The organism is Psychrobacter sp. AOP31-B2-9, assembly GCF_052378005.1.
In the GTDB taxonomy this organism is placed as follows: Bacteria; Pseudomonadota; Gammaproteobacteria; order Pseudomonadales; family Moraxellaceae; genus Psychrobacter.
Genome location: NZ_JBQSXG010000014.1, coordinates 1 through 17,618, shown reverse-complemented (window position 1 = coordinate 17,618; position 17,618 = coordinate 1). Strand labels below are relative to the sequence as shown.

General features: G+C 42.7%; 16 protein-coding genes and 2 tRNA genes. 13 read left to right on the top strand and 5 right to left on the bottom strand.

Annotated features, from left to right (window positions below; translation table 11 throughout):
* Window positions 1-300 precede the first annotated feature (300 nt).
* From ACT3SX_RS03195 to ACT3SX_RS03185, 3 genes are all read left to right on the top strand, one after another.
* Window positions 301-2,235 (top strand): AAA family ATPase, encoded by a 1,935-nt coding sequence (locus tag ACT3SX_RS03195; protein WP_192519831.1) that lies wholly within the window; start codon window positions 301-303, stop codon window positions 2,233-2,235.
* Window positions 2,236-2,297: 62 nt separating this feature from the next.
* Window positions 2,298-3,458: a type I glyceraldehyde-3-phosphate dehydrogenase gene (locus ACT3SX_RS03190; RefSeq protein ID WP_192519830.1), complete on the top strand. Its 1,161-nt coding sequence runs from the start codon at window positions 2,298-2,300 to the stop codon at window positions 3,456-3,458.
* A 92-nt stretch (window positions 3,459-3,550) separates the two neighbouring features.
* Window positions 3,551-3,641, top strand: a tRNA-Ser gene (locus tag ACT3SX_RS03185).
* A 105-nt stretch (window positions 3,642-3,746) separates the two neighbouring features.
* On the opposite strand, the gene ACT3SX_RS03180 is transcribed toward ACT3SX_RS03185, so the two are convergent.
* From ACT3SX_RS03180 to ACT3SX_RS03170, 3 genes are all read right to left on the bottom strand, one after another.
* Window positions 3,747-4,481 carry a hypothetical protein gene (locus ACT3SX_RS03180; RefSeq protein WP_192992046.1) on the bottom strand — a complete coding sequence of 245 codons (735 nt, stop codon included), beginning with the start codon at window positions 4,479-4,481 and terminating at the stop codon, window positions 3,747-3,749.
* Between the two features lie 408 nt (window positions 4,482-4,889).
* Window positions 4,890-5,231, bottom strand: a complete 342-nt coding sequence (locus ACT3SX_RS03175; protein WP_192520975.1) for a CopG family transcriptional regulator — start codon at window positions 5,229-5,231, stop codon at window positions 4,890-4,892.
* Between the two features lie 191 nt (window positions 5,232-5,422).
* Window positions 5,423-5,498 (bottom strand) — tRNA-Asn (locus ACT3SX_RS03170).
* A 393-nt stretch (window positions 5,499-5,891) separates the two neighbouring features.
* Between ACT3SX_RS03170 and ACT3SX_RS03165 the strand changes: the two genes are divergently transcribed.
* The 10 genes from ACT3SX_RS03165 to ACT3SX_RS03120 all read left to right on the top strand — a co-directional run bounded on the left by ACT3SX_RS03165 (window position 5,892) and on the right by ACT3SX_RS03120 (window position 16,692).
* Complete coding sequence (locus tag ACT3SX_RS03165) at window positions 5,892-6,593, top strand: IS1 family transposase (protein WP_444761672.1); 702 nt, start codon at window positions 5,892-5,894, stop codon at window positions 6,591-6,593.
* Between the two features lie 248 nt (window positions 6,594-6,841).
* Window positions 6,842-7,186, top strand: a complete 345-nt coding sequence (locus ACT3SX_RS03160) for a DMT family transporter (RefSeq protein WP_192520388.1) — start codon at window positions 6,842-6,844, stop codon at window positions 7,184-7,186.
* A gap of 1 nt (window position 7,187) precedes the next feature.
* Window positions 7,188-7,760 carry a TetR/AcrR family transcriptional regulator gene (locus tag ACT3SX_RS03155; protein ID WP_192520386.1) on the top strand — a complete coding sequence of 191 codons (573 nt, stop codon included), beginning with the start codon at window positions 7,188-7,190 and terminating at the stop codon, window positions 7,758-7,760.
* Window positions 7,761-7,919: 159 nt separating this feature from the next.
* Window positions 7,920-9,431 carry a betaine-aldehyde dehydrogenase gene (gene betB / locus ACT3SX_RS03150; protein ID WP_226945115.1) on the top strand — a complete coding sequence of 504 codons (1,512 nt, stop codon included), beginning with the start codon at window positions 7,920-7,922 and terminating at the stop codon, window positions 9,429-9,431.
* Window positions 9,432-9,559: 128 nt separating this feature from the next.
* Entirely contained in the window at window positions 9,560-11,260 is a 1,701-nt protein-coding gene (betA, locus tag ACT3SX_RS03145; RefSeq protein ID WP_192520385.1) for a choline dehydrogenase, read from the top strand.
* Window positions 11,261-11,552: 292 nt separating this feature from the next.
* On the top strand, window positions 11,553-13,598 hold the full coding sequence (gene betT / locus ACT3SX_RS03140) for a choline BCCT transporter BetT (RefSeq protein WP_192520384.1): 2,046 nt from the start codon (window positions 11,553-11,555) through the stop codon (window positions 13,596-13,598).
* A gap of 169 nt (window positions 13,599-13,767) precedes the next feature.
* A complete protein-coding gene (locus tag ACT3SX_RS03135; protein ID WP_442062400.1) occupies window positions 13,768-14,271 on the top strand; it encodes a YgjP-like metallopeptidase domain-containing protein in 504 nt (167 codons plus the stop codon).
* 91 nt (window positions 14,272-14,362) lie between these two features.
* Window positions 14,363-14,851, top strand: coding sequence for a hypothetical protein (locus tag ACT3SX_RS03130; RefSeq protein WP_442062406.1), 489 nt, complete (start codon window positions 14,363-14,365; stop codon window positions 14,849-14,851).
* A 186-nt stretch (window positions 14,852-15,037) separates the two neighbouring features.
* The gene (locus ACT3SX_RS03125) at window positions 15,038-15,460 is read left to right on the top strand and encodes a tetratricopeptide repeat protein (RefSeq protein ID WP_192992234.1); all 423 of its coding nucleotides are present in this window, start codon (window positions 15,038-15,040) and stop codon (window positions 15,458-15,460) included.
* 26 nt (window positions 15,461-15,486) lie between these two features.
* The gene (locus ACT3SX_RS03120) at window positions 15,487-16,692 is read left to right on the top strand and encodes a flavin monoamine oxidase family protein (protein ID WP_442062408.1); all 1,206 of its coding nucleotides are present in this window, start codon (window positions 15,487-15,489) and stop codon (window positions 16,690-16,692) included.
* Between the two features lie 130 nt (window positions 16,693-16,822).
* On the opposite strand, the gene ACT3SX_RS03115 is transcribed toward ACT3SX_RS03120, so the two are convergent.
* Together ACT3SX_RS03115 and ACT3SX_RS03110 are read right to left on the bottom strand one after the other, a co-directional pair.
* Window positions 16,823-17,143 carry a hypothetical protein gene (locus ACT3SX_RS03115; protein ID WP_442062410.1) on the bottom strand — a complete coding sequence of 107 codons (321 nt, stop codon included), beginning with the start codon at window positions 17,141-17,143 and terminating at the stop codon, window positions 16,823-16,825.
* 88 nt (window positions 17,144-17,231) lie between these two features.
* Window positions 17,232-17,618, bottom strand: a 387-nt coding sequence (locus ACT3SX_RS03110; protein ID WP_444761671.1) for a hypothetical protein, incomplete at its 5' end; no start/stop codon positions are given.

The following is a 17,618-nucleotide window of genomic DNA, read 5'->3' as shown; positions in this document are numbered from 1 at the left end:
AGCGATACATCAGCAATAATTTATAACTTAATTATGTCTGAAATAAGTGCCGATATAATCACTACCTAATCTTCCTGATCAAGTTCTCCATTAATCCTACTGAAGTTTTCAACAAATTTATACTTACTTTTAATGATAAATATAAGTCATATATATGAATTATAGTTATGAAAAATGCTTTGGTTAAAGTGCTTTGTAAAGTAGCTCTAGCTGTTATAATTATTGCCAATTTTAGGCTATAGCATTTGTAAATTTGCTGATAGCGGATCTTTTTTCTCAGTTATTGGTTGGTTTACATATATGCGTCAGTCCTCTGCTCTTGATATCTTAAAAACAGGTCAAAATGTCTTTTTGACTGGCTCCGCAGGTTCAGGGAAGACTTACACTCTCAACCAATATATCGACTATCTGCGTGCGCGTCGCGTACCTGTTGCGGTCACTGCTAGTACAGGGATTGCAGCCACACACATGAACGGCACAACCATTCATAGCTGGTCAGGTATCGGTATCAAAGACGAGCTGTCTGATCGTGACCTAACCAACTTGTCTCGCAAGCAGTTTTTAGCAGATAGATTAAAAGATACCGCTGTTCTCATCATTGATGAAATATCTATGTTGCATGCCAAGCAGCTCAATTTGGTCAGTCAAGTACTTAAACATATTCGTAAAAGCGACAAAGCGTTTGGCGGCATACAAGTGGTGGTGGCAGGGGACTTTTTTCAGTTACCACCGATCGGTAGTAAGGGTGAGAGTAACCGTGAAAAGTTTGCCTTTATGTCCGAGGCGTGGCTCGATGCCAAGTTTCATATTTGCTATTTATCTGAGCAGCATAGGCAGGTGAGCGAAGCTGCTAATGGCGGGCTGGATTTGGATGATATTCTTAATCAAATTCGACGCCAAGAAGTAACTTTTGAAGCAATTGCGGCTCTAGAAACCACCTTTGATCAAAACGTTGATATCAAGCGTACCCGTCTGTATACACATAATCTCAATGTCAACAAAATCAATGATAAAGAGCTTGCGGCGTTAGATGGTGAGATGATGCGTTTTGAGGCGACTTCCACTGGTGATAGTAAGCTGGTTGAAACCTTAAAAAAGACCGTCCGTACGCAAGACGACCTGACTCTTAAAGTTGGTGCCAAAGTGATGTTTATCAAAAACAACACAGAGTTGGGCGTGTCTAATGGCACTATGGGTGAGCTGATTGGTTTTGCTGCTGTTAAAATTGATGACAGCAAAGACGGTAATGATGCATTGATTGAAGATGCAGATAATAACAGCCATACTGACAGCGATGAAGACACTGCTAAGCATAAAAAAAGCGCTGCCAAAAAAGATAAAGAAAAATCAAAAACAAAAAAGCCAACGACGCAAAAAATGCCAGTGGTGAGGCTAAACTCAGGACGAGAAGTCGTCGCTGAGCCTGAAGAATGGATTATTGAAGATGAGACAGGTGATGTGCTGGCAAGCTATCTACAAGTGCCACTCTGTCTAGCATGGGCGATTACCATTCATAAGTCTCAAGGCATGACGTTAGATGCTGCTGAGATTGATTTATCACGTACTTTTGAGCTTGGACAAGGCTATGTGGCACTGTCTAGACTTAAGTCGCTGGCGGGGTTACAGCTGCTTGGCATGAACGATATGAGCTTGCAGTTAGATCCACTCGCGCGCGGTGCGGATAAGCGGTTTTTAGTGTTGTCTGAGGAAGCAGATGCCAGTTATGCGATGCTCGATGAAGAAAGTATGACACAGGCACATGAAAAGTTTGTGCTGAAATCTGGTGGTACACTCAGCAAATCGGTGATCGATGCTTATGCCAAGCTACAGAAAAAACGCCGTGAGCAACAGCAGGCGCAGCTGGACAAAAAGCAAAAACTGGGCAATCAAGTATCAGATAAGTCGGCCAGTACATTATCAGAGACTCGTCTGTTGTTAGAGGAGAGTCTGTCTATCGCAGAGATTTCTCAAGAGCGTCAGTTGTCTCAATCCACCATTATGCGTCATATCGGTGAGCTAAAGTCGCAAGATCCAAGTTTGGCTTGTGATCATTTGCGTCCAGATGATGAGGTGATGACGGCTGTGGGTAATGCCTATGTAGCGATTAAAGTGGCCAACAATCCAAACGATTTTAATGACGATGGTAGTGTTAAGCTGCGACCAATATTTGATCATCTTAAGCAAGCTATTGACTACAACACCATTCGCTTGGCACTGATTTTTATTACGCCCTAGATAGTATTTGTTTGTTTTTACCGCGCTCCATTTTATATGTCCTTTTACAGTGATCCCTTGTTATGCCTGATTTTTCTAGCGCTACTTATCAATTAAAGTCTGACCCAGTAGCCGCGTTTCATACGACTGGCGAGCATACACAGCCACTGAGAGTCGCTATTAATGGCTTTGGTCGTATAGGTCGCAATGTATTACGCGCATTGTTAGAGCGCTTTGAGGTGCTAGGGCGTGCGATTCATGTGGTGGCGATTAATGATCTGGCGCCGGCTGATATTTTACTGCATTTGTTAAAATTTGATAGTACGCATGGACGGTTGAGTCGACTGGGTGTTAGTGCTGAGGTCGTAGAGAATGATACCGATAACGATATTGAGGCTGATGCTAGCAAGACTCAGCTTTGCCTGACCAAAAGTAATCTGACGTATTGTATCAATATGCTGTCAGAAGCTAATCCACAACATCTACCATGGCAGGAGCTTGATGTTGATGTGGTGTTAGAGTGCACGGGGCATTTTCGCTCTTATGAGCAAGCACAATTGCATATAGAGGCGGGCGCGCAGCAAGTTATTATTGGTGCTGCGCCTTTCGATGATGTTGATGCCTGTATTGTTATGGGTGTGAATAGCGATGAGTTGACGCGTGAGCTACCGATTATATCGAGTGTCTCTTGTACGACACAGGCATTGGTGCCACTGATTGCGACGCTTGATAAAGCGTTTGGTGTAAAGTCAGCGATGATGACGGAGATTCATGCCGTCACCGCTGATCAAACGGTACTCGATCAAGCGCATCGTGATCCGAGACGTGCACGTGCTTCAGGTTATAATATTATCCCAACGACTTCTAGCAGTATCGCTGCGACAGAGCGTGTACTACCAACGATGATAGGCAAGATAAATGGGCACTCAATACGTGTACCAACTATCGATGTGGCTGCCATCGATGTGACGTTTGTATTTGATAAGTTTAATGTGAGCATTGAAGAAGTGAGTGAAGTACTTAAATCAGCCAGTCAAAGTGATTTACGCGATATCATGGCTTATACCGACGAGCCATTGGTCTCAAGCGACTTTATTCATCAGACTGAATCGCTTATCATTGATGGGCAGCAGTTAATGGCAGTAGGTGAGCAATATAAGGTTTTTGCTTGGTATGATAATGAATGGGGCTATGCCAATAGGCTGCTAGATATGTGCTTGCATCTAGCCTCCAGCGCACCATAAATAAGTGTTTGAAGGTTACTGATAAAATAATTTAAATTTTTTAGATTATACGCTTGCATTATGAAATGATATCTATATAATGATGCACCAATGGAGACGTGGCAGAGCGGTTGAATGCACCGGTCTTGAAAACCGACAAGGGTTCATAGCCCTTCGAGAGTTCGAATCTCTCCGTCTCCGCCAAATTCTAAAAAGCCCCAATCATTACTGATTGGGGCTTTTTTTTATGTGCTTTTCCTAAGACTCTTTTCAATGATGCTGCAATGAACTAACTTGCAATGACGTCATTTATTTCATTAGCGACTCATCAAACTCTACAGTTTGTCCATCTTCTAACGTTAAAACACCTTCGCTAATCATAATAGTCATGTCCTTGGTATTTTTAATGGCACGCATGACATTGATGTCTTCAATACTACTCTCGATAATGATTTTGCCAGATTGTTCTGGTTGAATAGGAGGCTCAAACTGAGTTAAAGGTATATTGAAGCTTTTACCTTGTGTTAGTTTGGCATCTTGCATGGTTAGTGTGCCTTTGAAGCTTTGAATGGCGACTGGACCGTGGTTGGAGAGCATAAACTGTAGTTTGACTTGGTTTAGGCTATCGTTATCACTGGTTTTGACTGGCAATAGGGCGATAGGGTAGCTTTGAATATTTGCACTATTAGCTGGCTGACTGGTGACGAGAGGACTTTTCTTGCCGGTTGGATTATTTGGGTGCAAGCGCTCATATTCTCGCTGCTGTACGAGGGCTTGTTTGATAGTGGTGCGTGGCATGGCACCAGACTCGTAAGCGCCACTGAGCTTCATTCTTAGCATGTAGCGACTAAGGACTTGCTGATCGGCCTTAGGTAGCTGCTCAAAGGTGGTGCCGAGATTTTTTTGCCACTGGTCAGAGTTGGTTGGTATGGTTTTTTTATCTAGATCTGTTTGCGGAGATGAGCAGCCAGAAGCAACTGTAAGCATCGCCACCGTAATAGTTAGTAGAAGATTTTTGTTTAAACGCTGATATAACGCTACCATCGTATACCTCCTTGTCAGTACTCATAAGTAATAAAAAACAATACTTGTATCCTTTCATTTTAATATACCGCGTTTGCTGCTTTGTTGTGTGTAATTATCGCTAAATGTTGTATGGATAATTAAATAAGCCTTTTTTCAGAATAGTCCAAAAAGAGAAAACGGATAGGAAGCGTACTAGGAAATTTTAGAAGGAGTGATCGTAAATAGGATTGCTCAGAAATCGCAACAGTGGTGCCTATTTTTCAATATAAAACAGGCTCTAATGTTTATGACTCTCATAAAAAAAGACTGAGCTCACTTAAGCGGGCTCAGTCTTTTTTTATAAACCGAAAAATCTGATAGTTAATGATTGATAGCGGTCATAAGTCTAGAGCTGTGTTTGAATTCGTTACTTCTGATATAAATTAGTTAATCGTTATTTTGGTCGTTTTCCTGCAATTCAGACAAGGAGTGGGTAATATTATTGTTATGGGTCGATACAATCGCTTCATCAATGATATGTTGGCTCACACCGCGCTTGCGTAGTGTTTCGATAAAAACTTCATCATGAGCTAACGTATAATCCTGATGATCACGGTCAAGACCTTGACGAATATATAGGCGAATAAGACCTTGAATGCGCTTAAACCCCAACTCTGATGTTGTTGATTCTAGCAGCTCAATCATCTCTTCAGACAGGCGAATACTGATCGGACGCATGATTTTTTGCGGATGATCAGAAAACTTATTTTTTACACGTATAGGTATCATAATAAACCATTATTTTTAGTGAGTAAGAGTAAGGCACTCAGACAAAAAATCAACCCAATCAAAGTTGTACTTACCATACAACAAAAACATCTAAAAGAACACAGTAGCCACGCTATTATTATGATCATCACATATATAAATGGCGACAATAAAAAAAACCTTCATCAAATTATGATGAAGGTTTCAGTATATGGCTCTCCAACCTGGGCTCGAACCAGGGACACACGGATTAACAGTCCGTTGCTCTACCAACTGAGCTATTGGAGAATAAGTTGTCATAACAATGAATTTGATAAGTATTATATAACAATAATTTCTTATCTTGTTTGCGTTATGTGGGGCGTATTTTAGCCAAGTCATCATAGGCTGTCAACCTTATTACAGCATTAATTATCAATATTGTTGTAATTAATTCAAAATAGCTCGTTATCGCCTATGAAATATAGTGCTCTGGCAAATATTGAATCTAAAATTATTACTCATTTATATAGCCATCAAACCTATCAAAAAAACAAAAAAGTTACTTTGATTGATGGTTTAAGCAGTCTTTTAGCAGAGCTTTTTGCTTGTGTTTTGGCTCGGATTTGGTGGTGTGTCAGAAAGTATGCTGAGGAGATGAAAGGAGGGTGACAGCCAAAGCAAGATGATATATTTGAGGTTATGAAGACACAAATAGATATCATATGCCCCGACTGTCACAGCTCCAGTTTAAAGAAAAATGGTATAAAAAGCTATGGCAAGCAGAACTACCAGTGTAAGAACTGCAAACGTCAATTCATTGGCGACCATGCCTTAACTTATCATGGCTGTCACTCTAAAATAGAAGACATCATACGGCTAATGACGGTTAGAGGTTGCGGCGTCAGAGACATAGCCGTTATAGCCTCTATTAGTATTGGTAAAGTCCTTAGCACCATAGGCTCATCGGTCTATAAGATTACACCTAAAAAGCGCTATTATGAACGCTTAGAAGTTGATGAGTTTTGGACTTACGTGTATCGCAAAAAGCGTAAAGTTTGGCTTATTTATGCTTATGACCGCGCTACCAATGAGATTGTTGCTTATGTTTGGGGCAAACGTGACTTGAAAACAGCTAAGAAGCTAAGAGCCCGTCTTAAACAACTGAAAGTCAGCTATGGTTCTATTAGCATGGATAACTGGGATAGCTTTAAAACCGCCTTTAAAAGTGATAACAAACGAATTGGCAAACAGCACACCATAGGTATAGAAGGTAATAACTGTCGCCTTAGACACCGATTGCGACGAGCCGTTCGAAAGACCTGTTGCTTCTCAAAGAAGTTTGATAACCACTTTAAGGTGTTTGATTTGGTATTCTTCTATGTCAATTATGGCTATGTCTGATGCCAGCATACTTTTTAGAACACCACCTCGGATTTAATTAGACGACTTTTGTATCTTTTTGAATATTAAAGCAATATTTTTATTACTTAAGACAAAAAATCACGAACAAACCCTTCACATTGTGAGTGTATGTCTATAGAATACCGACCGTACGGTATCTTTTGTGCTTGAATTGTTCGATTTTTATCGATAATTCATGCTGAATCAAAAGGATACGATTGATTTGAGATGAGATGAGTGTATTGACTATGAGTCCTACTACTATTGCTTACGGTTACTTGGCCATTGCCATTATTTGTGAAGTGGCGGGCACGACGTTTTTGGCGAAGTCAGAACAGTTTACCCGTTTGCTACCGACTTTGATCATGGGTGTGCTCTATACCATCTCATTTTATTTTTTGACACAAACGCTCAAAACCATACCTCTAGGTATTGCCTATGCTTTGTGGGGTGGACTGGGTATCGTTCTGACCTCGCTGATTGGCTTGGTGTTTTTTAAGCAGACGCTTGATACGGCGGCAGTAGTGGGTATCATTATGATTGTAGGTGGTGTCGTGGTAATGAATTTATTCTCTAATTCCGTGGTGCATTGATATGGAAGTTGAAAACGCTCATAAACGTAAAAAACAACCAGAGGTTATTCGTCGTGCGCTGCTCGATCAGGCGGCAAGAATCACGCTAGAGCAAGGGTTGTCGAAAGTCACTTTTCAAGCTGTGGCAGATGCGGTTGGAGTGACTAAAGGTGGCGTCATGCATCATTTTGCTACTAAAAACGCACTCATTCTAGAAGTTTTTTATGATGCGATGGCAAAGTTTGAGGCAGAGGTAGATAACGCAATGGCTAAAGATCCAGTGCGTTACGGCTCTTTTACTCGTGCTTATATCGATGCCACTATCAGTCTGGGCGAAAAATCTCAAGAAGAATTCGATAGCCAAGCGACGTTATACGTGTTGATGCTGGGTGATAGTGAGCTGCGTGAACGGTGGGCTAAGTGGTCAAATGAGCAGTTAAAAAAGCATGAAAAGACTGATGGTGGCGAAACACTATGCATGGCGCGTTTGGTCGCTGATGGTATTTGGCTCTCTGACTTTTCGGGGATTAATATCTCGGATAAAAAATCCTTACGTGAGCGTTTAATAAAAATGACGCAACTTGAGAGGTCATGAAACCTGATCTTCAAGCACTTCATTAAAGAAATGACCTTAGCAAAGTATGCAAAGAAAAGACGTAAACATAAACTCTATGTTTAAAACTGAAACCATGACGATATGACTTAATAAGAGTGTTCTTTATAGCACCTTACCAGTCGTCAGAAGGAGTATCCCATGACAGCGACAAACACAAAAAATAAATTAACAGATATTATCAATTTAGAACAAGTACAAACCGCTTATATCAATGGTCGTTATCTGGCTGTTGATGACGCCTTGTCTACTTTTGAAGATATCAATCCAGCGACGGGTGAGTTACTGGCGACCGTTCAGCAAACGACCAATGAGCAACTCGATGAGGCTGTTAAAGCTGCGCAAAAAGGTCAGAAAGTTTGGGCAGCGATGACATCGGTTGAGCGTGGCCGTGTGCTGTTAAATGCAGTCGCTATATTGCGTGAACGCAACGATGTATTGGCACTGCTAGAAACGCAAGACACAGGCAAAGCGTACTCTGAAACTAAGTATGTAGATATCGTCACTGGTGCCGATGTCGTTGAGTATTATGCAGGTTTGGCACCAATGATTGAAGGTCGTCAGATTCCACTACGTGATAGCAGTTTTGTCTATACTCGCCGTGAGCCGCTGGGTGTGGTCGCTGGTATTGGTGCGTGGAACTATCCTATTCAAATCGCGATGTGGAAGGCAGCACCAGCACTGGCTGCTGGTAACGCAATGATATTCAAACCATCAGAAGTAACGCCATTAACCGCGTTGAAACTGGCCGAAATATTTACAGAAGCAGGATTGCCAGACGGTGTATTCAACGTTGTGCAAGGCAACTATAAAGTGGGTGAAGCATTAACTCAGCATCCTGATATCGCCAAAGTGTCATTTACAGGTGGCGTACCAACTGGCAAAAAAGTTATGTCGAGTGCAGCCGCATCGTCTCTCAAAGACGTAACACTAGAGCTCGGTGGTAAGTCACCATTGATCATATTTGACGATGCTGATATCGATACGGCTGCTGACATCGCGATGATGGCGAACTTCTATAGTAGTGGTCAAGTATGTACCAATGGTACGCGCGTGTTCGTTCCTAAGGCGATGCAAGCTCAGTTTGAGCAAGCCATTGCAACGCGTGTTGAGCGTATTAAGCTCGGTGATCCTATCGACGAAAGCATCAACATGGGCCCGCTCGTGAGCTTCCCGCATATGGAAAGAGTGCTTGGTTATATCGAGCAAGGTAAAGCCAGTGGCGCACGCGTCCTAACGGGCGGTGAGCGTGTAACGACAGATTCGCTTGCAAATGGTGCATTCGTTGCTCCGACAGTATTCACTGACTGTACCGATGAGATGACCATCGTGCGTGAGGAAATCTTTGGTCCAGTGATGTCGATATTGACTTATGAAACCGAAGAAGAAGTCATTCGCCGTGCCAATGATACCGATTACGGTTTGGCCGCTGGAGTGGTAACTGCTGATTTGACTCGAGCGCATCGAGTCATCGCTCAGATCGAAGCGGGTATCTGCTGGTTGAATACATGGGGTGAGTCAGCAGCACAAATGCCAGTCGGTGGCTATAAGCATTCAGGTGTTGGCCGTGAGAACGGCATCGAAGCCCTTGAGCACTATACACAGACTAAGTCTATCCAAGTAGAGCTGGGTAAGTTTGAATCTGTATTTTAATCACTTGTATTGAGAAAGTTCTTGATCCGTTTTTTAATCAGTAAGCTTGGTTTAACAGGGCTTATTTGCCTTTTTACTCAAAGGTTACTGATAGTAAACGATTTATCTTAAATATTATGGAGCGTTTTATGACAACAACCACACCTGAATATGACTACATCATCGTCGGCGCAGGCTCAGCAGGAAATGTGCTGGCCACTCGTTTGACTGAAGATGCCAACATTAAGGTGTTGCTGTTAGAAGCCGGCCGCCCAGATTATCGCTTAGACTTTCGCACGCAGATGCCAGCGGCACTTGCGATGCCATTGCAAGGAACGACCTATAACTGGGGTTATAAAACCGATCCTGAACCTTATATGAATAACCGCGTCATGGACTGTGGTCGCGGTAAAGGGCTTGGCGGCTCGTCATTGATCAATGGTATGTGCTATATCCGCGGTAATGCCTTGGATTTTGATGACTGGTCTAAAATACAGGGCTTAGAGGACTGGAGCTATTTGGACTGCTTGCCTTATTTTAAAAAATCAGAGAATCGTGATGTTGGCGAGAATGACTATCATGGTGTGGGTGGTCCCGTTGAGATGACTACTTCTAAGCCAGGGGTCAACCCACTGTTTCAAGCAATGATTGAGGCAGGTGTGCAAGCTGGCTATCCGCGTACTGAAGACTTAAATGGCTATCAGCAAGAAGGCTTTGGCCCAATGGATCGTTTTGTGACGCCTGATGGTCGCCGCGCGTCAACGGCACGTGGGTATCTCGACCGTGCCAAAGCGCGTAGTAATATTACGATTTTGACTGGCGCGCTGACCGATGTGATTTTGTTTGATGGTAAGCGTGCTATTGGTGTCAAAGTAGAGCATCAAGGTCAAACCAAAAACTTTCATGCTTCTCGTGAGGTGATTGTCTCCTCGGGTGCCATTGCCTCACCGCAGCTGTTGCAGCGTTCTGGTATTGGTCCTGGTCAATGGCTAAAAGACGTGGGTGTTAATGAGATTTTTGATTTACCAGGGGTTGGTAATAATCTACAAGATCATTTAGAGCTGTATATGCAGTATGAGTGTAAACTACCTGTGTCGATTGCGCCGGCCAATAAATGGTGGAACAAACCTGCCATCGGTGCGGAGTGGTTATTCAATGGTACTGGACTGGGTGCGTCGAATCAGTTTGAAGGTGGCGGGTTTATCCGTACCGATGAGAAATTCACCCATCCTAATATTCAGTATCATTTTCTACCATTAGCGGTACGTTATGATGGTCGCAGTGCAGTAAAATCTCATAGCTTCCAAGCGCACGTGGGCTCATTACGCTCGCCCAGTCGAGGCCGCGTCAAGCTGACATCGAAAGACCCAAGCGCTCATCCGAGTATCTTGTTCAACTATATGTCTCACGATCAAGACTGGCAAGAGTTCCGTGCTGCCATGCGTATCACTCGTGAGATTATGCATCAGCCAGCACTGGATCCTTATCGTGGTCGATCGATCGCACCAACCGATGATCTAGTGACCGATGCGCAGTTAGACGAGTATGTCCGTAATCACAGCGAGACAGCTTATCATCCCTCTTGTACTTGCGCGATGGGTGAAGGCAATGATTCAGTTGTGAATGGTGAAGGGCTGGTACACGGTATCGACGGCTTACGTGTCGTTGATGCGTCTATCATGCCAAATATCATCAGTGGGAATCTAAATGCAACGACTATTATGTTGGCAGAAAAAATCGCTGATAAAATGCGCGGCGTACAGCTACCACGTTCGACGGCAGATTATTTTACGGCCAATGGTGCACCGCTCAGATCGGAACCAATGCGCGCTTATAGTTCTACTGTCTAAACAATGATATTAGCTATTGGACAATGAATAATATAATACTATTTCAATAGAAAGACCTTTCACAGTGAAGGTCTTTTTTATCCGCGTTAAAGTTAAGAAGATGAGTGCTGTTATGGCTACATCTATTTATCGTTTGTCTTGCTATTTCTTATATTACTGATTTAGCAAATTTCATTTATTGGTACTGCTTTGTGCGTCATGCGGTTATTTATATTTTGCATGACTATAATTCATAAGGTTATGACGGACAAAGCAATATCAGACCCTGTTTAATTACCTATAGAGGTCTTTTATGTACAGCTCGCCATCAGAAGATGCGACAAAACCTTTGAGTCTAAATAAAACTGTCTTTTTAGGCTCGGCTATTATTTCTATTTTATTGATAATTTGGACGATTGCGTTTCCAACTTATAGTGAGACATTGTTAAGTTCGAGTATGGCATGGGTATCAGAGAATTTTGGCTGGTATTACATGTTGGTGGTTGCCGCTTATAGCATATTTGCGCTATTTGTTGGTTTCTCCAAGTACGGCGATATCAAGCTTGGGCAAGACCATGAAAAAGCCCAGTTTCCTTTTTTAGCATGGGCCGCCATGCTATTCTCGGCTGGTATCGGTATTGATTTATTGTTCTTTGGTGCCTCTGAGCCGTTGATGCACTATTTGACACCGCATACTGGTTTAGAGCCTGCTAGTGCAGAGGCCATGCGCGAAGCACTCGCGCAGACCTTCTTACATTGGGGGTTACATGGCTGGGGGATTTATGCGCTAATCGGTATGGCGTTGGCGTACTTCGCTTATCGTAAAAACATGCCACTGGCGCTACGTTCGCCGTTGACACCTGTCTTTGGTGAGCGTTTAATCAAAGGCTGGCTGGGTGATAGTATCGATACCTTTGGTGTGGTTTGTACTTTGATGGGTATCGCCACCAGCTTGGGCATTGGGGTATTACAGGCCAATGCAGGATTGACTCATGTCTTCGGTATCGAATCGAGCAAAACAGTTCAGACGATTATTATCGTAGGTGTTGTCGCGGCAGCAGCTGTCTCTGCGATGACAGGTGTGGAAAAAGGCGTACGCCGTCTCTCTGAATTCAATATGCTATCGTCGATATTGCTATTGATTGCGATATTAGTAATGGGTAACACGGTTTATCTACTGAATACCTTTACCCAAAATATCGGACAGTATTTCCAAACCATCATTTTTAAAACTTTTGATGTTTATGCTTATGATGGTCAAGCTGGTGCTGACTGGAAATCAGGTTGGACGATATTTTTCTGGGCGTGGTGGGTTGCTTGGGCGCCGTTTGTAGGCCTGTTTATCGCACGTATTAGTCGTGGTCGTACCTTGCGTGAGTTTGTCTTTGGCGTGATGTTTATTCCGCTTGGCTTTATCTTTGCTTGGTTCTCTATCTTCGGTAACTCAGCGATAGATTTGGTCGCTAATGGCGCCACTGAGCTGGGTGAAATCGCGGTTAATGATGCAGCGATGGGCATGTTTGCCTTGTTTGAGCATTTTCCTTATAGCGATGTTTTATCATTCGCTGGTGTGATTATCGGGCTTATCTTTTTTGTGACCTCAGCGGATTCAGGCGCGTTAGTATTAGCGAACTTGAGCTCAAGAGGCATGACCAATGATACAGATGCTCCAGTTTGGTTGCGCTTGTTTTGGGCTGCTGCAACAGGCTTTATCACCTTAGGACTATTATTTGCTGGTGGCTTTGCCTCGTTACAGTCAGTATCTGTGATTGCAGGTTTGCCATTCTCGCTCATTTTGGTGCTCTATATGGTGTCGATGTGGAGATCATTAAAAGAAGAAGGTAATAAACGTAAGGCTAGTACAATTGGTACGGCTAATGTACTGGACAGTGGTAAGAGCTGGAAAGCGCGCTTGCAACGTATTGTCAGTTTCCCTAGACATGCACAAGTGGAACAGTTTTTACAAAACGTGGTTAGACCTGCCATGACGGAAGTTGAAAAAGAGTTTGCCGCAGGCGGTCTAAAAACGTCTTTGGATATCCGTAATCCTGCACATATTGGACAAGATATAGACCAAGGCGTCGATGAAAGTAATGTTCAAATAGATGGTCTAAAATTGCGAGTTGGACATGGCGACGAAGATGACTTTATTTATGAAGTCAACTTGATTAAAGCTGAGCGTCCTAATTTCACATTGAGCACTTCAACTAAGAATGCAGAGTACTATTATCGTGCCGAGGTGTTTTTGAGCGAAGGCTCGCAAGAGTACGATTTAGTGGGTTACTCTAAAGAACAAGTATTGGTCGATATCTTAAATCAATACGAGCGTCATTTGCAGTATCTACATTTAGAGCGTTAATTGATTTATTAACACGTCCTGAATATCTAAGTAAAAATATTGTAAAAAACGACCCCATAAGTTGAATGCAGCTTATGGGGTTTATTTATGAATAATAAAATAGGCAGCGAGTAGATATAGGGTAAAATCTATAGAGGACAGTGCTAACGTATCAGCAAAGGATAAATTTGTGGCCACATTAAAGTACATTGCTCACTATTCTGAGCAAATCCAAGCTCAGGCGTCGCTACTCATTAGTGAGAACAGGCTGGGTGAGTATCTAGAAAAAAAGTATCCGACTAAGCACCAGATACAAAGCGATAAAATGCTTTATCAATATATCAATGAGATAAAAAACCAATATATGCGCAAAGTGGGACAGCTATCCAATGTCAGCTATAGCAGCAAGTTAAAAGTTCTCAAACATGCGCTGGGTATGCACACCACTCAATCTCGGGTGCAGGGTAGTAAGCTAAAATCGCACAATAGCATCACGGTGGCGAGCTTGTTTCAAGAAGCACCACCTGAGTTTTTGCGCATGATTGTTGTGCATGAGTTGGCGCATTTTAAAGAGCACGACCATAACAAAGCATTTTATCAATTATGCTGTCATATGGAACCAGACTATCATCAGCTTGAATTAGATACACGCTTGTGGCTGCACTGGCGAGAGCTAGAGCGTGCCATCATTTAGACAGGCATAATAATATATTTTTTATTAATATATTTTAGTATATAATATAAAGTATCGCTGATTCTAATGATGATAATAAATGGAGATGATGATGAAACGAATAATTGCCACTACGCTTGCGATAAGTGCTGCCTCATTGATAATGGTGGGCTGTACATCGACCAACGCGATGTCTCAAACAAGCAAAGTCAATCCTAAGATTAAAGAGCCTGCACCGTCGGTGTTGATTAATGTGACGTCGGACAATGCACAGGTTCAGCTCATGTCGATGGTACTTACTATGCAATCAGCACAACAAGGCGCAACTACTCGCGTTCTGCTTTGTGGGCCAGCAGGTGATATGGCGCTGCGCGTGGCACCCGATAGTGTCACAACCGGACAACCACCTAAAAACATGAGCCCACAAGGTTTGATGCAAATGGTAATGAAGAATACCAATACTAAGGTTGAGGTTTGTGCACTGTATCTACCAGGTAAAGGCCTTGATCAGTCAGCATTGATTGATGGCGTGAGTGCGGCTAATCCAGCTGAGATTGGCGCATTGATGGTAGATGGTACGACTAAAATTATGAGTTTTTAACGCTTTATAAAAAATGCTTTATAAAAACGCTTTATAAAATAGCAAGCAGACTTATCATGCTATGAATAGACAGGATGCGATATCGATTATCGTGTCCTTTTTTTGTAGTAATCATCTGAGCCGCCAGAACTACGTTATAATCTTAGCCAACCCCTATACATTCTAGTTCATAAAAGGTTTTAAGACATGATTAACACCAAGATATATAAAGCCATTTATACCTTAGCTGAAGAGCTGTTAGAAGCGGATCGTATCGGCAATCAAGCGGCATTTGATGGCTTTTATGCAGATCTAAAAGCCATTTGTACTGATAATGAAAACACAGATAAAGACCATCCGGAGCAATGGGAAACACTGGCTGACTTTACAGAGGATTTGGATGAGGCATTGGTTATTTATGACAAAGCGCTCGTAAAAGCAAAGGCGATTAACTCGAAAGATCATCTGTCATCGATTGCTTTTTCTATGGCGGTGTTACAGGTTGAGATGGGTGAAAAAGACGCCGCTATCCAGAGTTTACAGAATGCAAAAATTACTGCCAATAAGATTGAAGATAGAGAGTTTAAAGTTGAGATAGATGAGCTGCTGACCAAGTTGTTGGCTGAATAATCTCAATGAAGCAGGAGTGATCTGATATGCAAGACATACCTATTGCGATTATCGGCGGTGGTTTGAGCGGGCTATATGCAGCGTTTTTATTAGAACAAAAAGGCCTCGATTATATCCTGATAGAGGCGCGTGATAGGTTGGGCGGACGTATCGCTGTTGCCAACTCATCTGTCGATTTTGGTTCTAAAAGTGTGGATATCGATGATGATATATCAGATGACGGCTTTGATCTGGGGCCGTCTTGGTTTTGGCCAGAGTATCAGCCGCAGTTGAGCAATCTTATTGACGCATTAGGTTTGCCACGTTTCGTCCAGTTCGAAGAAGGCGATATGATGGTTGAACGTGGTGCCAATGAGTTGCCTATCCGTACGCAAGGCTATCAGAGCTCGCCACCATCTATGCGTCTGGTGGGTGGTATGACTGCTCTAACGGATGCTCTATATGCTCGCTTAGATGCCAAGCGTATCGTCACAGGACAGATAGTCAGGCGCTTAACCAAGACTGATAAGCATGGCGAAAGTCATCAGTATAGCGAAGATAGTCAGCATAGTGAAAATCATCAGTATATAGAAATAGAATGTGAGTATGGCTCTGAACATATCAATGCTGGTCAAACAACCACCCATCGAGTGCAGCATGTGTTACTAGCATTACCACCTCGGTTAGTAGCCAGTAATATCGTATTTGAACCTGCTTTACCGCAAGATTTAGCGATCGAGTGGCAAGAGACGGATACTTGGATGGCACCACATGCCAAGTACATGGCTGTTTATGACTCACCGTTTTGGCGAGATAGTGGTCTCTCGGGGGCAGCACGAAGTGCGATAGGGCCGCTGACTGAGATTCATGATGCCTCATTGGCAACAGGTGACGGGGCTATTTTTGGCTTCTTTGGTGTTCCTGCTCATGTACGCCAAAGCGTCTCAGAGATAGATCTAAAAGCGCATTGCCGCGCGCAGATGGTACGTCTATTTGGTGAGCAGGCAGGTAAGCCAACGGCTGAATATATCAAAGACTGGTCTCAAGACGCATTTACCGCGACCACTGCTGATGCGAGTGGCTCAGGTCAGCATACGGTAGCACCAACGACCAAACCAAAAACAGGCCTGTGGCAAGACAGTCTAACAGGTAGCGCAAGTGAATGGTCAGAGACGTTTCCTGGTTATATTGCTGGTGCCATTGACGCGGCAAACAAAGCGGTCCAAGAGTTACCTACTAGTATTTTACGCTAGTAATGGTCGACGAATAAGCTCTTTATTCGAGGTTTTAGTTTTTTCAACGTAAATGGACTAAGGCCTGTCCTCATTTCAAAGACATCTAAGACACGTTCTAACCATTTAGCTCATGAGTACAAATGAGCGGTTAGTTATGCAAAATATCGGAACTACGTTTTTCAATATCCTTGAACTGCTTGCTTTCTCTGATTAGTGTTGAAAATTTTGATTTTTTGCTAAACGCTGAGAATTGTTTATTCTGCATCTTGAGATGCTCTTCTTTAGATATCGCTTCTTTAACCGTTAAAGTTGTACCACTGGAAAAAACAGGTGCAGATGACCCCGTTTGAAAAACTTCTGAGCTCATAGGTAATATAGCCAGCGCAGAAGTCATGGGTATCATGGTTGATGTGAATACTACGACACTTAGTAATAGCTGATGATTGCTACGAGTAAATTCTATCTTCATTATCATGCTCCCTTTTGCATAAATAATAGTGTGCGATATCAACTCTCTTTATGACAGATGATATCGCTATCAATCATGATTGACTGGATTAAGAATGACGGTTGGTCTTATATAGCGTGTCTTTTGTATTGTGGTCAGCGGTGTCTTTGGTTGCTCTAGAGGGTTGCTGTACTGTTGAGTTTTTGATCGTTGATTTGTTCGTTGTTGATTTCTTTGATGTGTCTGTTTTTGTCTTTACCGTCTGCTTTTTATCATTGGCCTGCTGAGTGTTTTTAGTGTCTCTGGTGGCGTTATTGTTTTTGGTGCTATTGGTAGCTTTCTCTTGTTGCTTAACCGCCTCTTGGCTTGTCGATTTATTTTTTTGCTTAGAAGAGTCGTTTGTATGGTTTTGCTTGTGAATTTGATACTGTGAGCTGTCATGTAAAGCAGCACTTGCTGGTACTGTCATGACAACGCAAGTAGAGGCGGCTAATAT

Bases quoted from the DNA above. Each gene is read 5' to 3' on its own strand.
- ACT3SX_RS03120 (WP_442062408.1), top strand. From the start codon at position 15,487: ATGCAAGACATACCTATTGCGATTATCGGCGGTGGTTTGAGCGGGCTA.
- ACT3SX_RS03160 (WP_192520388.1), top strand. From the start codon at position 6,842: ATGAGTCCTACTACTATTGCTTACGGTTACTTGGCCATTGCCATTATT.
- ACT3SX_RS03115 (WP_442062410.1), bottom strand. From the start codon at position 17,143: ATGAAGATAGAATTTACTCGTAGCAATCATCAGCTATTACTAAGTGTC.
- ACT3SX_RS03165 (WP_444761672.1), top strand. From the start codon at position 5,892: ATGAAGACACAAATAGATATCATATGCCCCGACTGTCACAGCTCCAGT.
- betT (WP_192520384.1), top strand. From the start codon at position 11,553: ATGTACAGCTCGCCATCAGAAGATGCGACAAAACCTTTGAGTCTAAAT.
- ACT3SX_RS03125 (WP_192992234.1), top strand. From the start codon at position 15,038: ATGATTAACACCAAGATATATAAAGCCATTTATACCTTAGCTGAAGAG.
- ACT3SX_RS03155 (WP_192520386.1), top strand. From the start codon at position 7,188: ATGGAAGTTGAAAACGCTCATAAACGTAAAAAACAACCAGAGGTTATT.
- ACT3SX_RS03190 (WP_192519830.1), top strand. From the start codon at position 2,298: ATGCCTGATTTTTCTAGCGCTACTTATCAATTAAAGTCTGACCCAGTA.
- ACT3SX_RS03175 (WP_192520975.1), bottom strand. From the start codon at position 5,231: ATGATACCTATACGTGTAAAAAATAAGTTTTCTGATCATCCGCAAAAA.
- ACT3SX_RS03195 (WP_192519831.1), top strand. From the start codon at position 301: ATGCGTCAGTCCTCTGCTCTTGATATCTTAAAAACAGGTCAAAATGTC.
- betA (WP_192520385.1), top strand. From the start codon at position 9,560: ATGACAACAACCACACCTGAATATGACTACATCATCGTCGGCGCAGGC.
- betB (WP_226945115.1), top strand. From the start codon at position 7,920: ATGACAGCGACAAACACAAAAAATAAATTAACAGATATTATCAATTTA.
- ACT3SX_RS03180 (WP_192992046.1), bottom strand. From the start codon at position 4,481: ATGGTAGCGTTATATCAGCGTTTAAACAAAAATCTTCTACTAACTATT.
- ACT3SX_RS03130 (WP_442062406.1), top strand. From the start codon at position 14,363: ATGAAACGAATAATTGCCACTACGCTTGCGATAAGTGCTGCCTCATTG.